Consider the following 14,386-nt stretch of genomic DNA (forward strand, 5'->3'; position numbering starts at 1 on the left):
ACTACTCCCGGCCAGCGCTGGGCGGTGCACTGATGGCCGCCGGCGCCGGGGTACCCTGCATGGCGTTCTCGAACGGTGGCGGCAACGTCAGCAGGTAGTTCCAGTCCGGCAACACCGGAACACCCTCGCCGACATCCATCCGCCCATGGCGGTTCTGCTCAGCCACCTGGCGGTCACGAATATAGCTGTACTTGGCATGGGTCAGGCTTTCGGCAACCGCCGAGTCACGCACGATCACCGGGCGCAGGAAGACCATCAGATTGCGCTTCTGCAGCGAGGCAGTATCGTAACGGAACAGTCGGCCAAGCCCCGGAATATCGCCCAGCCCCGGCACCTTGTCGGCCGTCTCGACCATTTGATCGTCGATCAGGCCACCGAGCACGATCATCTGGTTATCGTCGACCATGACATGGGTAGTCAGGCTGCGCTTGTTGGTGATGATATCCGCCGCACCGCTGGTGCCCGGCGCGATCTGCGAAACTTCCTGGGCGATTTCCAGACGCACCGCATTGCCCTCGTTAATTTGCGGGCGAATCTTCAGTTTGATACCCACATCTTCACGCTGGATGGTATCGAATGCCTGCCCCGAATCCTCGACCGAGCGACCAACAATAAAGGGCACGTTCTGACCGACTACAATTTCGGCCTCCTCGTTATCGAGGGTCAACAGGCTCGGGGTAGACAGGATATTGCTGGCGGTATCACCCTGCAGGGCATTGACCAGCAAGGCTATCTGGGTGCTGCCAATGCTGCCGATTCCGCCCAGGCTGAGGCCGCTGCCCAGCGACGGCGGGCTGCTGACATCCCCTTCCAGGAAGGCATTCACACCGGCCGCCAGATCCACAATGCTGTTGCCATTGCGATTGAAATTGATGATGCCGACTCCGGAGTCTTCACTGCCGAAGCCCCACTGCACGCCCAGCTCCTTGGCGCGGTCATAGGACACCTCGGCGATCACTGCCTCGACCAGAACCTGGGCCCGACGGATATCGAGCTGACGAATGATCGACGACAACTCGCGGGACAGCTCCGCCGGCCCGTAGATGACGACCGCATTGGTACTCTCATGGGCCTCGATGCGAACACGGTTCTGCTCGGCCGTGGTGCTCGCAGTAGCATTGCCCGAGCTGGTTGAGGCGGTGCCGCTCTGGTTGCGCTCGCGCCCCTCGGCGATGCCGCGAAGCACCTCGGCCACTTCCTCGGCCTTGGCGTAACGCAGGTAATGCACCTGGGTGTTGCCCTGATCTCCTTCCACGTCCAGCCTGCGCACGACCGATCGCAGCGTCGCCCGCGCTTCGGGATCACCACGCAGAATGACCGAGTTGGTGCGCTCATCCGCAATCAGCTTGGGACCGCGGGTAAACTCCTCCGCCGGCGCGTTGCTGTCGAGCCCCTGAACGATGCGCACCACGTCCAGTGCCGAGGCGTACTCCAGCGGCAGCACTTCGAAGTCTTCGGTCGACTCACGGTCCATGCGCGCAATCAGCGCCTGAATACGGCGGACATTGGCTGCCGTATCGGCAATCACCAGACTGTTGGAGGCAGCCGCGGCAGCCAGATGCCCGCCCTTGGGCACCAGCGGCCGGAGGATACGCACCAGCTGGCCGGCATCCATATTGTTCACGGTAATCACTTCGGTGATGTATTCGTCGCCGGGCGTGTCCCCGGTCAGGCCTGCGACCTCGTTCTCCTTGGCCTGCACCTCCGGCACGATGCGCACCATGCCGTCACTGCCGCGCACCGCCGCAAAGCCCTGCGATTTGAGCACCCCCAAAAACAGGTCGTACAGCTCCTCGCGCCGGATCGGCTGGCCGGAAACGACATTGACCTGCCCGCGGACCCGCGGGTCGACGATAAAGTTGATGCCGGTTTCCTGGCTGACAATCTCGATCAGGCCATTGATGTCCGCGTCGCGCAGATTCAGCACCAGGTCCTGGTCCCGCTCCGCCGTCTCCGTCGCTGACTGTGCCAACACCGGACTACCCACCACCCCCAGACTCAACGCCAGCGCCAGCGCCAGCCGTTGTTTGCGAAACTGCATCGGCATCAGTATCAATCCATCGTTATCGTAATGTTCATGGGCTGCCCATCGCGCTCAAGCGAGACCGACACCGAGCTGGCGCCGGACATCTGGCCGAGAATCTCGCGGTAGTCCTCGATCTGCGAAACCGGTGTGCCATCGACGTCGGTAATCACATCACCCGCCTGCAGGCCTGCCGCTTCAAACTCGCGGGCGTTACGTGCAGGGGACACTTCTATTCCGTACAGGGAACCATCCACCATCACCGGATTGGCGCTGATGACATCGGCAAACCGCTGGGGATCATTGAGCCAGGCCTCACGGTCGATACGGGCCAGACCGCCATCGGGGGCCAGGGTCTGGCTGGAATCCACCTCGGGCAGCGCCGAGGCACGACCGGCACTGCGGGAAGGACGCCCGTTACCAGCCAGATCATTACGCTTGAGTCGCAGGGTTTCCAGCTGACCATCTCGCATCAGCATCACCCGGTCGCCCAGCACCTGCTCCAGGCGGACCTGCCCTGGCAGCGTCGCTCCGACGCGATAGAGTTTTTCAGGTTGACCCTGCGTGACCAGAATGGCGGCACTGCGCGCCGGGTCCGGGTCGGCCAGCACGCCCTTGAGCGTCCAGCTGAGCTTGGTGTCGGGCGCGTTTACCACCACGGGAGCCCGATCAGCCTGGCCGTAGGGGGACAGCATGGCCAGCTCGCGAAAGCCGGGCCGGGTGGTAGTGAGTTCGGAAGCAGAGACGGAGTAAGGGACAGGATCGACGGCCGGCAACACGCTTTGCGGCTCGATCAGAACCCAGACAAGACGCCCGAGAAGCCACGCCGCAACCAGTACGAACACGCCGCAAACCAGCGTAACAAGGTTTTCCAGCGATAAACGGGCAACCTGGGGCATGCTCTCTCCATGGCAAAGAAACCCGATTCTGATCGGGCACGGGGCAGTTGGGGATAAGGTACTGACCTTTCTTTGCAAAATTATTGTTATACGCCTGCAATGTGTCTGCGAGGCCGTTTCGATTGTCACGATAATGCAATCTCCCGGCAACCCCCCTGAACAGGTTAATCCAGACGGATCGCACCGGAGCGACGACGCTAGCGAGTCCCCCGACCCAGCCAAATCACCCATTTGGGTTAATCCACGAAAAAGCATGGGATAAAGATCACCCCAATGGGTGATCTCCCTGTTACAGCAATCCAATCCGCTGATAGCTGCGTATCCACACGCGCGAGAACGTCTCAAAAAGAGACACCCGATACTTGCCCTTTGCCAGCAGTCACCCTTTACTCAAAACCGCAAGAACCAATAAACAACAATCAACTTGCGCGTGGAGAACAACAAGAATGACAAGGCTGAAAAAGACGGCGTTGCTGACCATGGTGATCAGCAGCCTGACGCTGACAGGTTGTCTGAGTGGGGGTGGCGGTGGATCGTCATCCAACGATCAGGCCGACAATCGGGTCCGGTTGCAGGACCAACGTGTGGAGGAAGGCTTTTTTAACGTGAATGAAGCCGGCTTGCCATTCGATGCCTTGCCGGAATACAGCGACTCAAGCCGCTGGACAGGCGTACTGAACGGTGCAGGCTACCGAATTGAAGTGCCGGCAAACTGGAACGGTATGCTGGTGATGTACACCCACGGTTTCCGCATCAACAACATCGACCAGTTGACAGTCGACACTCCGCCCATGCGCCGTTATTTGCTCGAAGAGGGCTACGCTTGGGCAGCCTCCAGTTACAGCGCCAACTTCTACGATGTGCGTGCAGGTCTGGAAGATACCAACGCTTTGGCCCTGGCGTTCACTGATATTGCCGCCGAAAACGGCCGCACACTGGATACGCCGGATAAATACTACATTACCGGTGTTTCCATGGGTGGTCACATTGCTGCGGCGGCGGTAGAGCGGGAGACGCTGGCGACAGCCAATAATGTCGTCAATTACTCCGGTTCCGCACCGATGTGCGGCGTCGTCGGAGATACCGAGCTCTTCAATTTCTTTGCAGGCTACACCATCGCGCTTGCAACACTATCCGGTAACCCTATTGATGAATTCCCTTTGACCCAAGAAGAAGCTGCAACGATCGTAGCCAACGCCCGCACTGTGCTCTGGAACGACTACACCACGAACAAGTTTCCGAGTGGCCTGACACAGCAAGGGTTGGCGTTCTATCAGACGCTGAAGAACCTCAGTGGCGGTGAGCGACCGATGTATCCAATCAGCTTTGGCCTGTTCCAGGACCTGCTGCAGGGCTTTGCCGGATCAGACGGCACTGTCGACGGCATTTTGCTGGATAACGTGGTCGACACCAACGCCATTACCTATCGCTTTGAAAGCGAGTTGGGCGAGCCCTTAACCACAGACGAAATCAATTTCAACAGCATGATCGTCAAGGCCACAGCAACAGAGGGTGCCAACGATCTGCGCGATGACGGCCTGCGCTGGATTCCGAAGGTCAATGGCGAGTTTGATGTACCCGTTGTCACCGCACATACCATTGGTGATCTGTTTGTGCCGATTCTGATGGAACAGGAATACGCGCGGCGCGCAGCAGAAAATGGCAGTGACGACCTGCTGGTACAGCGCGCTATACGGGCTCCCGGCCACTGCGACTTTACCGAAGCAGAGTTCACTGCCACCCTGGCGGCCATGCTTGACTGGGAGCAAGGCGGGCCGAAACCAGGCGGCGATGACTGGCTGACGCCCGCCACCGTGGCGGCAGAAGACTTTGGCTGCACTTACACTATTGACGGACCGGTCGCAGAAGGGAACTATCCGCGCGCGGGCCTGCCATCCTGCACACCTGACTGATCGGATCGACACAGTCCTGTCGCCGCCGGGGCTCAGCCCTGGCGGCGTTCTTCATCTACCGCCAGACGCCGAACAAACTGTTTGACGTTGGTTTGAGCGCGCAGCTCACGAACGTTTTCGGCCAACTCCCTGACCTCATCAGCTGGCAGGCTACCGTCCAGCTCCCGCTGTACGTCAGCCCACAGCCCGCGTACCTTGCCGGTCGCCCGCCCCGCCATACGCACCAGCGAAGGCAGACGTTCGGGGCCGAGTACGATCAGCGCCACCACCCCGACCACCAGCCATTCCGTCATGCCGTTACCGAACATGCGGCACCGGCCTCAGGCGCGCGAGCGCGTTTCGCTGCGCTCGGCAACCTGCTCATGGACATCCATGGTCAGCGCATCGCGAGCTTCGTCGGTATCGCGAACCGCCTTGCGAAAGCCGCTCAAGGCGCCCCCCAGGTCGCTACCGATATTACGCAGGCGCTTGGTACCAAACAGCAGCATGACAATCACCAGCACGATCAGCAGAGAGCCGATACTGATTCCACCTATACCCATGACGATTTCTCCGTAAAAACCGGGGTCAGCAGCTGCCGACCCCGCAATGATCCGGCATTTTTTCTATCCAGGCAGCGCCGGCAGCGCTGCCTGAATCACGTCTCAGCTACCGACAATACCGCCATCGTTCTTCCACACCACGACCGTGGCCGAGCGCGGCGGACGGGTTGCCGGCGTGAAGTCCGGCCAGCTGCTGGTGTAGTTGCCGGCAGCAAAGTCGGTGGCGCTGGTGCCTTCACCCGGATGCTGAACGTTGATGAACAGGGTCTTCTGGTCCGGCGTCATGGTGATGCCGGTGATTTCCTGATCGATTGGGCCAACCAGGAAGCGCTTGAGATCGCCGGTAGTCGGATCGGCAACCAGCATGGCGCAGTTGCCGAAGGGGTCCGTGTAACCACTGTCCATCTGAATCCAGACGCGGCTGTCAGGGTCAATCCACAGACCATCCGGCGAGCTGAGGATATTGTCTGCGGTCAGCACGTCGCCGTTCGGGTCATAACCGATATTGGTGTCGACGCCGCTCTCGCCGCTGTCGCCGCCAAACAGGAAAATGTCCCAGCTGAAGGTCGTCGCTGCCTGATCACCACCGTCTTCCTTCCAGCGAATGATATGACCGTGGCGGTTGGCAACCCGCGGGTTGGCTTCGTTGACATTGCCGGCGTTGCGGCTGGTGTTGTTGGTCAGGGTGAAGTAAACATCGCCATTGGCCGGGTCAACCGCGCCCCACTCCGGGCGGTCCATCGGGGTAGCGCCCATGAAGTCGGCAGCCAGGCGGGTGTTGACCAGCACGTCGGCCTGACTGGTGAAGCCGTTGGCTTCGTCCAGACCGTTCTGGCCGTAGACCAGCGGCAACCACTCGCCGGTGCCGTCATCATTGAACCTGGCGACATACAGAGTGCCTTCATCCAGCAGGCTGCCATTGGCGGTCGCCGCGTTGTAGTTCGCCGCAGTGACAAACTTGTAGATGTACTCGAAGCGGGAATCGTCGCCCGAGTAGCAGACGACCGGCTTGCCCTCTTCAGCCGGGGCAAAAACCACACCCTCGTGGCCGAAACGGCCCATGGCGGTGCGCTTCTTCGGGTTGCTGGTCGGGTCGAATGGATCGATCTCGACCATCCAGCCGAAGCAGACCGGCTCGTTGCGATAGTCATCTGCGGCGGTTGCGCCCTTGATGCTGGCATCGAAGCGGACAAACTCGTCCGCACCGTTGTCAGCCAGTTCCCAGGCATAACGGCTGGTCGCGCCGGTCTGCACACCGTAACGGGAATGCTCGCGCGGGTTATCACCTTTGTTGGTGAAATAGCCGGCCCAGTTCTCCTCGGCGGCCATGTAGGTGCCCCAGGGCGTATAGCCATTACCGCAGTTGTTCAGGGTGCCGCGGGTCATGGTGCCGTTCGGGCTATAGAGCGTCTTGACGAAATCACTGCCGCGAACCGGGCCATGGATCTCCATCGGCGTCAGCGCGGTGATACGGCGGTTCAGCGCATCCGGCTGAACGCTCCACTCGTTGTTGGCACCCTTGACGATGCGGACCACCGATACGCCGTGGGCGTTGGCTTCCTTGCGTACCTGGTCAGCCGGGCGCTCGCCATCAACCAGCGGCGGCAAGGCACTGCTGGTGAGCGCAAGCCCTTGGGCTGCGGCGTGCATCAGGCGGGGTTCGACATACTCGTGATTGAGCACCAGCAGGCCGTCATCGGAACTGCCATCAATCGGGTAAAAATGCATGCCATCGTGGTGCGAGCCAACCTGCTCGGCCTGATCGGCACCGGTGCTGTTGACCGAAAATGACGGGAAGCTGCCCAGAATCGGCGTACCCCAGGGGATGATCACCTGGTAGCTGTAGCCCTCCGGAACGACAATCTCGTCGGCACTGCTGACAGCAACGGCGGAAAAGCCCAGCAACGGAGCGGGTGACGGCGAGCCGCCATTGTCGTCGCTGCTGGAACTGCTCTTGCAGCCAGCCAGTCCCAGACCGAAAAAGCCCAGGGCAGCCGCACCGGCGCTACCCTTGAGCAGCTGGCGGCGGGCAAGACGGGCCTCCAGCACACTGGAGAACAGACGGTTCATCTGTCGGTTGCTGAGGGGTTCATCACCCTCACCGTGATCGATGATAACCAACTGGTCACGTTGTTCGATGGACATCGGTTCCTTCCTCTCAGGTTTGGTTTGCTTGGAAACCCGAACAGGATGGCGAGCGAACGTGACAGATCAGGCAATGAACGATGAACTTTCAGCGGCGTTCCGAAGACATGTCCAAGTCTCTTTCATGACAATGCAACACTGCAGAAACAACCATTACAGTTCCATTGCCGGCAGCATGCGGCGACTGTATGCAAGTACGCACGACCGGCTGGTGCCGGCTCCCTCTGGCAGGGTGATACCTGCCGGGCGGCAACAACCTGCCCAACTGCCGGACCTGCGCATAGCCTAGTCATCCTTACTGAGCAGCTTGCCGAGAGTAGCCCTCAGTTTGCCGGCCTTCAGCGGCTTGTTGAGCACGATGATGTCCATCTCTCGGGCAATCTGCCGACAGGCTTCGCTGCGATCTGCGGTAATCATGATGGCCGGCAGTTCACGGGCATAGCGCGCTCTGAGCGCCGCTACCGCTTCAGCGCCGGAGCGGTTGTCATCCAGATGAAAGTCCACCAGCAGCGCATCTGGCGGGTGCGCTCCCAACCGAGCCTGCGCCTGCTCCAGATCGACGGCAGTCAGCACCTCGGCACCCCACTGCTCCAGCAGGCTGCGCATGCTCTGCAGAATGATCTGCTCGTTATCCAATACCAGCAACCGGCGCCCTTGCAGCGGCACCTCGATTGCACTGAGCAGTTGGCTGGCCTGAGCATTGCTTCGCTGAGGGGCGGCGACCGCCAGCGGAATACTGACCGAGAACATCGAGCCCCGGCCCAGGCGTGACTGTACCTCGATGCGGGCATTCAGCAGCCTTGCAATACGATCGACAATCGCCAGTCCCAGCCCGACACCGCGACGCTGGCCGGACCGCTCCACGTCCAGTTGATTGAACTCCTGAAAAATGCGCTTGAAGTCGCTGCGTGCGATACCACGACCAGTGTCCCAAACCTGAATACACAGCTCACTGCCGCGCGTCCGGCAGCCAACCAGCACGCCACCGCGTTCGGTGTAACGAATGGCGTTGCTGATAAAGTTGCGCAGGATCCGGCTGAGCAGACGGTAATCGGTCCGCACCACCTGATCACCAAAGCGCCCGCGCAGGCCCACTCCGGCGGCCTCAGCCACGCTGCCGAACTCACACAACAGCGGCTCCAGAATGTCGGATACCGCGCAGTCACCGCAATCGGGCTGCAGATTCGGCTGGTCCAGCCGCGAGATGTCCAGCAAGTCGCTGAGCATGTCTTCGGCACTTTCCAGCGCCGTGTGCGAACGCTCGACCAGCAGACCCGCAGCGTCATCCAAGGGGGTCTCACGCAGGGTAGAGATCAGCAACCGCGCGGCATTGAGCGGCTGCAGCAGATCGTGACTGGCAGCTGCCAGATAGCGGTCCTTGCTGCGATTGGCCTGCTCGGCAGCATCTCGCGCCTCGCGCAACTCACCCTGGGTACGCTCGTGCTCGATAATCTCGAAACGCAGGCTTTCGTTCAGCGCCTCCAGCTCCCGGGTGCGCTGCAGGACCCGCTGTTCCAGTTCATCGTTCAGTTGCTGCATTGCCTGCTGCGCCTGCTTGCGCTCGGTCACGTCGGCAACAAAGGCTTCAATCACATGGTCGGAAGCGTCAGGGCGCAGCAGAATGTTCATGCGTACGTCCATCAGGCTGCCGTCGGCACGACGCAGCCGGGTTTCATAGCCGGTCAGTTCGCCCTTGCGCAGCAGGTGATTGCGAATGCGCTGGAATTCCTCTGCCCCCTCGATGAAAAACTGCTCGGCCAGCGAGCGCCGAGCGTGCACCAGCGCACCGACCGAGTCATAGCCAAGCATCCGCGCCAGCGACTGGTTGGCTGCCCGCAGCCCATCCGTCAGGCTGGCCTGAAAAATCCCGTGCACCGCATTCTCGAACAGCCACTTGTAGCGGTTGCGCTCGTCCTCCAGCTCCTCAAGCCGCGCCAGCAATTCCGGGTAGTAGCTCTTGCGCGAGGACTGCGACCCCAGCCCCAGCAGCCCCGTCAGCACCTCACGGCGCGGATCAGAGGGCTTCGGCATAGACCACCTCGACATCCTGCAGACTGGATTCACGCGGATTGGTCAGGATGCAGGGGTCATCCATCGCGTGCAGCGACAGGGTGCGCAGGTCGCTGGTATCAACGCCATGCATGCGCAGACTCTGGTGAAAGCCCATTGCCTGTTTCAGCTCGATCAGATGTTGAACCAGCCGCTGGCGCACCTGCGGAGTCGTCATTCCGCGGGTATCAATGCCCAGAGTATTGGCGATCACCTTGAAGCGCTCCGGCGCGGCGTCAAAATTGAACGCCACCACATGTTCGACCAGGATCGCGTTGCATAGCCCGTGCGGCAGATCAAGGAAGCCGCCGAGGCTGTGTGACATAGCGTGTACAGCGCCAAGAATGGCGTTGGAAAACGCCAGCCCCGCCTGCAGGCTGCCGAGCATGATCTGCTCGCGCAGGGCAATGTCCTGCGGGTTCTGGATCATCTGTACCAGATTACCGTTAAGCAGGCGCATCGCCTCCAGGGCATGAGCGTCGGTCATCGGCCCGCTGCCGGTCGAGACGAAGGCCTCAATGGCGTGCACCATGGCATCGATTCCGGTACAGGCAGACAGGAAGGTGTCCATGGTTGACGTGGTTTCCGGGTCGATCAGCGACACGTCCGGCACCACCGCCTTGCTGATGATGGAGAACTTCACCTTCTCCTGCTGATCGGAAATGATCACGAATTGCGACACATCAGCCGAGGTACCGGCGGTGGTCGGAATGCAGATCAGCGGCGGGATGGGAGCGCGGATAGTATCCACGCCTTCAAATTCGAGAATATGCCGATCATGCGCCACGGCAATGCCGATGGCCTTGGCGCAGTCGATCGGGCTGCCGCCGCCAATGGCGACAATGACGTTGCAACCGGCTGCCCGGTACACCTCGGCACCATGCATGACCTCTTCGGTGCGCGGATTGGCAGAGACCTGGGTGAACAGTACATAGTCGAGACCCTGCTCCATCAGGCTTTGCTCAACATCGACTACCCAACCGGCGGCCTGCACTCCCGGGTCAGATACCAGCAGCACCTTGCGGGCACCGAAAGTAGAGGCGTAATTGGCGACGGTCTTGCGCGATCCTGCGCCAAAAATAATCTCGGGCGTGACAAACTTGCGCAATTGGCTGACATCGTAGGACATGCTCTGGCATCCGCGTTGTTGTTGTAATGCTGCGTGCTCCAGGGGGCCCCGCAGGCGGTCCCGGCAGACTACCCCAACGAGGCGTTTTTTATAAGCGCCAGGGCGGCGAACTAAGACTGAAGTAGCAACGGCTCGCCCCCTAAGTTGGATGGCTCGCCTGCCCTTGTGCTCGCCAGCATGGGAGCACAACAACAAGGATGAGCCTCCATGTCTGCGCGTCACCCAACGCTCCGTCAGCTTCTGCTGGTCTGTCTGCTTTGCCTGTTGAGCTTAAATCTGCGAGCCGAGAGCCCGCCGGCGCCCGGCTGGCAGCAGGCCGTGCAGTATCTGTTTCCCAGTGCCACCCGGTTGATCGAAAAGCAGGGCAGCCCGCCCGTGTATCAGGCATTCCAGCTGGATCAGCTGCTCGGCTACGCCTTTGAGTCAACCGACTACTCCAGCCTGCAGGGCTTTTCCGGTAAGCCGATTCGGCTGCTGATCGGCATGACTCCGGAAGGCAAGCTGACCGGGGTGAGCGTGCTGGAGCACCATGAACCGGTGTTCCTGCATGGCCTGGGAGAACAGGCCCTGTTCGACTTCGCCGGCCAGTACACGGGCCGCAACATCGCCACGCCCATCGTCGTCGGCAGTACCCACGGCGGCAGTGTCGATGGCGATGCGGTGGGTTACATCGACGGCGTCAGCAAGGCCACCGTGTCAGTCGTCATCCTCAACGAAACGGTACTGCAATCGGCGATGACGGTTGCTCGCGCGCTGCTGCCGGAGTTTGCCCAGGGACCACAGGCAGTCGCCCGTCCCGAGCTGTTCGAGCCACTGGACTGGCAGCAGTTGCTGACTCGAGGGTTGTTGCAGCAGTGGCAGCTGGATACGCCCGCAGTGGAAGCAGCACTGGGCAACAGCCTGAATCTGTACCCGGGCTTTTCAGACGATAGCGACCTGCCGTTCAGCGAGCTGTACTTTGCCTACCTGAACACCCCGATGACCGGCCGCAATCTGCTCGGCGAGGCAGCCTTCAGTCGTCTGCAAGACGAACTGCTGCCGGGCGAGCAGGCGTTGCTGGTGCTCTCACGCGGCCAGTACCCGCACGTACCGGAAGACTTTATTCCCGCCACCGCGCCCAGTCGTATCAACCTGCTGCAGCATGGCAAGGCGATCGAGCTGCACGATATGAACTTCAACAACGGCATCCTGCTTCCGTTGCTGGCAGCACCGCCAGGCGACTGGCAGGCCAATATCTTCCGCATCAAAACCCACGCGGCATTCAATCCGGTAGAGCCTGCCGCGCTGCAACTCAACGTTACCCTGCGCCGTAACCCGCTGAGCGAGCAGCAAAGCCACTTTGAGCATGCGTTGACACTGGAGCCTGGACTGTTCGAGCTGCAAGAAGCCAGCGCCGCTCCCGCCCCCACGCCAATCTGGCTGCAGATGTGGCAGCAACGTGCCTGGCAAATCGGCGCTCTGCTGCTGTCACTGGCGCTGGTCACCGCGCTATTCATCTATCAGCAGCGTGTCAGCCGGCACGCCCGCAGCTTTCATCTGCTGCGCGCCGGTTTCCTGCTGTTCACCCTGCTGTTCATCGGGTTCTACGCCCAGGGCCAGCTCTCGGTGGTCAATATTTTCACCCTGCTGCTCGCCGTATGGCATGGCTTCGACATCACCGTTTTTCTGATGGACCCGGTGATTTTCACTCTCTGGACCTTTACCTTCATCAGCCTGTTCCTTTGGGGGCGCGGCCTGTTCTGCGGCTGGCTCTGCCCCTTTGGTGCACTGCAGGAGATGGTCAGCTGGCTGGCGAAAAAGCTGCACCTGCGCCAGTGGAAGATCAGCGAGCGCTGGCACCACAGACTGCAGTGGCTGAAATACCTGATTCTGATCGGCCTGATTCCCACCGCCTTCTACTCACTGACCCTGGCCGAGCGGCTGGCCGAGGTGGAACCCTTCAAGACCTCAATCACCCTGGTGTTCGTGCGCAGCTGGCCATTTGTACTGTACGCGGTGCTGCTGTTGGGTATCGGCCTGTTCGTGCACAAATTCTATTGCCGCTATGTCTGCCCTCTCGGCGCTGGCCTGGCGATCGTCGGCCGGTTGCGCCTGTTCTCTTGGCTGACGCGCATTGACGCCTGCGGCAAACCCTGCCAACACTGCCACAACAAGTGCGAGATCGGCGCCATCAAACGCAGTGGCGCGATCGACTACGACGAATGCATTCAGTGCCTGGAGTGCATCGTGATCCTCAATAACGACGACCAGTGCGTCGCGCAGATCAGTGCCCGCAAAAAGGTCGAACGTACCAGGCGTGCCGACAGCATCATCGTCAGCGACTGGGTGCCGGATGCAGACACTGTCGCAACAAAACAGCTACGACGTTCCCCATAATCAGCAGACGTTATCGCCGCACTGGACATGGATAGCATTGAAGCCCATACGCAGCGGAGAAACGCCGGCAGAGCAGTCTGAAACATCCTGAATCAGCCAGATAATTGAGCCGGAATGCGACGGTCTTATACTAGCCACATCATTGGCCACTCAAGATCCCCATGTCCCTGCTGATAGCGTTTGCTGTCCTCTCCATTCTGGTTTCCTTCATCTGTTCCATCCTTGAAGCTGCACTGCTGTCCATGACACCCAGCTTCATCGCCCGGCAAAAGCTCGAACGCCCCAGACTTTATCCCAGACTGAAACAGCTGAAAGAAAACGTCGACCAGCCGCTGGCGGCCATTCTGACCCTCAACACGGTCGCTCACACCGTTGGCGCCACCGGCGTTGGCGCACAGGTGACAATCGTGTTCGGTGATGGCTACCTTGGCGTCGCGTCCGCGATCATGACCCTGCTGATTCTGCTGGGCTCGGAAATCCTGCCCAAGACGCTGGGCGCTCGCTACTGGCCGGCACTGGCACCGCTGATGCCCGGCGTGCTGAACAGCATGATCCTGTTGCTGAAACCGTTCATTCTGCTATCCGATCTGGTCACCCGCAGTCTCGGTGGCAAGACGCCGGAACATGACCTGCGTGCCGAGATCAAGGCCCTGGCTAGCCTTGGCCAGGAGCTTGAGTCGCTGGACGAGGAAGAACAACGAATGATCCATAACGTGCTGGATCTGCATACCATCCGCGCCCGCGACGTCATGACCCCGCGTACGGTAAGCGAAACTCTGAGTCCGGAGCTGACGGTTGCGCAGGCGCGCCAGCGCGTCCAGCACGGCCAGTTCTCGCGTTATCCGGTGCTCGACGAGAACGAAACCCCGCTGGGTGTGCTGTTTCGCGTAGACCTGCTGGCAACCGATGACCGCGAGGCTCTGGTATCCAGCCTGATGAAGCCGGTCAAGGTCGTTCAGGACAGCCAGAATATCGAGGCGCTGATGACCCAGATGCTCAAGGAGCAACAGCACCTGTGTCTGGTCTATGACGAGTTCGGCAGCTGGTGCGGACTGGTGACTATGGAAGACATCATCGAGACGCTGATCGGTCGTCCGATCCTCGATGAAACCGACGAGATTCCGAACATGCGTCGTCTGGCACGCAGGTTGTGGGAGCACCGACTGAAGGCCGCCGGGTAAGTAAGTGAATTCCGGTGTTCCGGAACGAAGGTTCAGGCTATTGCACCAAGGCCCTCTGCCGACTGCTCAGCAGGTGGAGTGCGCACCCGGGGTTAGTCCCGTTTACGCGGGCGAGTAGCGCAGGATTGG

General features: G+C 60.6%; 10 protein-coding genes. 3 read left to right on the forward strand and 7 right to left on the reverse strand.

All coding sequences use genetic code 11. From position 1 onward, the window contains the following. Position 1: 1 nt before the first annotated feature. Positions 2–2,047, reverse strand: a complete 2,046-nt coding sequence (gspD, locus tag B7O88_RS14210; protein WP_200818466.1) for a type II secretion system secretin GspD — start codon at positions 2,045–2,047, stop codon at positions 2–4. A gap of 5 nt (positions 2,048–2,052) precedes the next feature. Further along, positions 2,053–2,922: a type II secretion system protein GspC gene (gene gspC / locus B7O88_RS14215; RefSeq protein ID WP_160003190.1), complete on the reverse strand. Its 870-nt coding sequence runs from the start codon at positions 2,920–2,922 to the stop codon at positions 2,053–2,055. Between the two features lie 362 nt (positions 2,923–3,284). Here gspC and B7O88_RS14220 point away from each other — a divergent pair, with 362 nt between their 5' ends. After that, positions 3,285–4,835, forward strand: a complete 1,551-nt coding sequence (locus B7O88_RS14220) for an alpha/beta hydrolase family protein (RefSeq protein WP_200818465.1) — start codon at positions 3,285–3,287, stop codon at positions 4,833–4,835. Between the two features lie 32 nt (positions 4,836–4,867). Here B7O88_RS14220 and tatB read toward each other — a convergent pair whose 3' ends face one another. The 5 genes from tatB to ercA form a co-directional block, all read right to left on the reverse strand. Further along, a complete protein-coding gene (tatB, locus tag B7O88_RS14225) occupies positions 4,868–5,143 on the reverse strand; it encodes a Sec-independent protein translocase protein TatB (RefSeq protein ID WP_088276800.1) in 276 nt (91 codons plus the stop codon). 12 nt (positions 5,144–5,155) lie between these two features. Continuing rightward, complete coding sequence (gene tatA, locus B7O88_RS14230) at positions 5,156–5,377, reverse strand: twin-arginine translocase TatA/TatE family subunit (protein WP_088276802.1); 222 nt, start codon at positions 5,375–5,377, stop codon at positions 5,156–5,158. Positions 5,378–5,479: 102 nt separating this feature from the next. Further along, a complete protein-coding gene (locus tag B7O88_RS14235) occupies positions 5,480–7,522 on the reverse strand; it encodes a PhoX family protein (protein WP_088276804.1) in 2,043 nt (680 codons plus the stop codon). 285 nt (positions 7,523–7,807) lie between these two features. After that, positions 7,808–9,553, reverse strand: a complete 1,746-nt coding sequence (locus B7O88_RS14240) for a PAS domain-containing hybrid sensor histidine kinase/response regulator (RefSeq protein ID WP_088276806.1) — start codon at positions 9,551–9,553, stop codon at positions 7,808–7,810. Further along, entirely contained in the window at positions 9,537–10,700 is a 1,164-nt protein-coding gene (ercA, locus tag B7O88_RS14245; protein ID WP_088276808.1) for an alcohol dehydrogenase-like regulatory protein ErcA, read from the reverse strand. The genes B7O88_RS14240 and ercA overlap by 17 nt, the downstream gene beginning before the upstream one ends. A gap of 207 nt (positions 10,701–10,907) precedes the next feature. Here ercA and B7O88_RS14250 point away from each other — a divergent pair, with 207 nt between their 5' ends. Together B7O88_RS14250 and B7O88_RS14255 are read left to right on the forward strand one after the other, a co-directional pair. Continuing rightward, entirely contained in the window at positions 10,908–13,076 is a 2,169-nt protein-coding gene (locus B7O88_RS14250; RefSeq protein ID WP_088276810.1) for a NosR/NirI family protein, read from the forward strand. 161 nt (positions 13,077–13,237) lie between these two features. Continuing rightward, on the forward strand, positions 13,238–14,257 hold the full coding sequence (locus tag B7O88_RS14255; protein WP_088276812.1) for a CNNM domain-containing protein: 1,020 nt from the start codon (positions 13,238–13,240) through the stop codon (positions 14,255–14,257). The last annotated feature ends 129 nt before the right edge of the window (positions 14,258–14,386 follow it).

The sequence above is a fragment of the Halopseudomonas aestusnigri genome (assembly GCF_002197985.1).
Taxonomy (GTDB): domain Bacteria; phylum Pseudomonadota; class Gammaproteobacteria; order Pseudomonadales; family Pseudomonadaceae; genus Halopseudomonas; species Halopseudomonas aestusnigri.

Coding starts and splice junctions, on each gene's coding strand:
- gspD (WP_200818466.1), bottom strand. CDS start 2,047: ATGCCGATGCAGTTTCGCAAACAACGGCTGGCGCTGGCGCTGGCGTTG.
- gspC (WP_160003190.1), bottom strand. CDS start 2,922: ATGCCCCAGGTTGCCCGTTTATCGCTGGAAAACCTTGTTACGCTGGTT.
- tatB (WP_088276800.1), bottom strand. CDS start 5,143: ATGTTCGGTAACGGCATGACGGAATGGCTGGTGGTCGGGGTGGTGGCG.
- tatA (WP_088276802.1), bottom strand. CDS start 5,377: ATGGGTATAGGTGGAATCAGTATCGGCTCTCTGCTGATCGTGCTGGTG.
- B7O88_RS14235 (WP_088276804.1), bottom strand. CDS start 7,522: ATGTCCATCGAACAACGTGACCAGTTGGTTATCATCGATCACGGTGAG.
- B7O88_RS14240 (WP_088276806.1), bottom strand. CDS start 9,553: ATGCCGAAGCCCTCTGATCCGCGCCGTGAGGTGCTGACGGGGCTGCTG.
- ercA (WP_088276808.1), bottom strand. CDS start 10,700: ATGTCCTACGATGTCAGCCAATTGCGCAAGTTTGTCACGCCCGAGATT.
- B7O88_RS14250 (WP_088276810.1), top strand. CDS start 10,908: ATGTCTGCGCGTCACCCAACGCTCCGTCAGCTTCTGCTGGTCTGTCTG.
- B7O88_RS14255 (WP_088276812.1), top strand. CDS start 13,238: ATGTCCCTGCTGATAGCGTTTGCTGTCCTCTCCATTCTGGTTTCCTTC.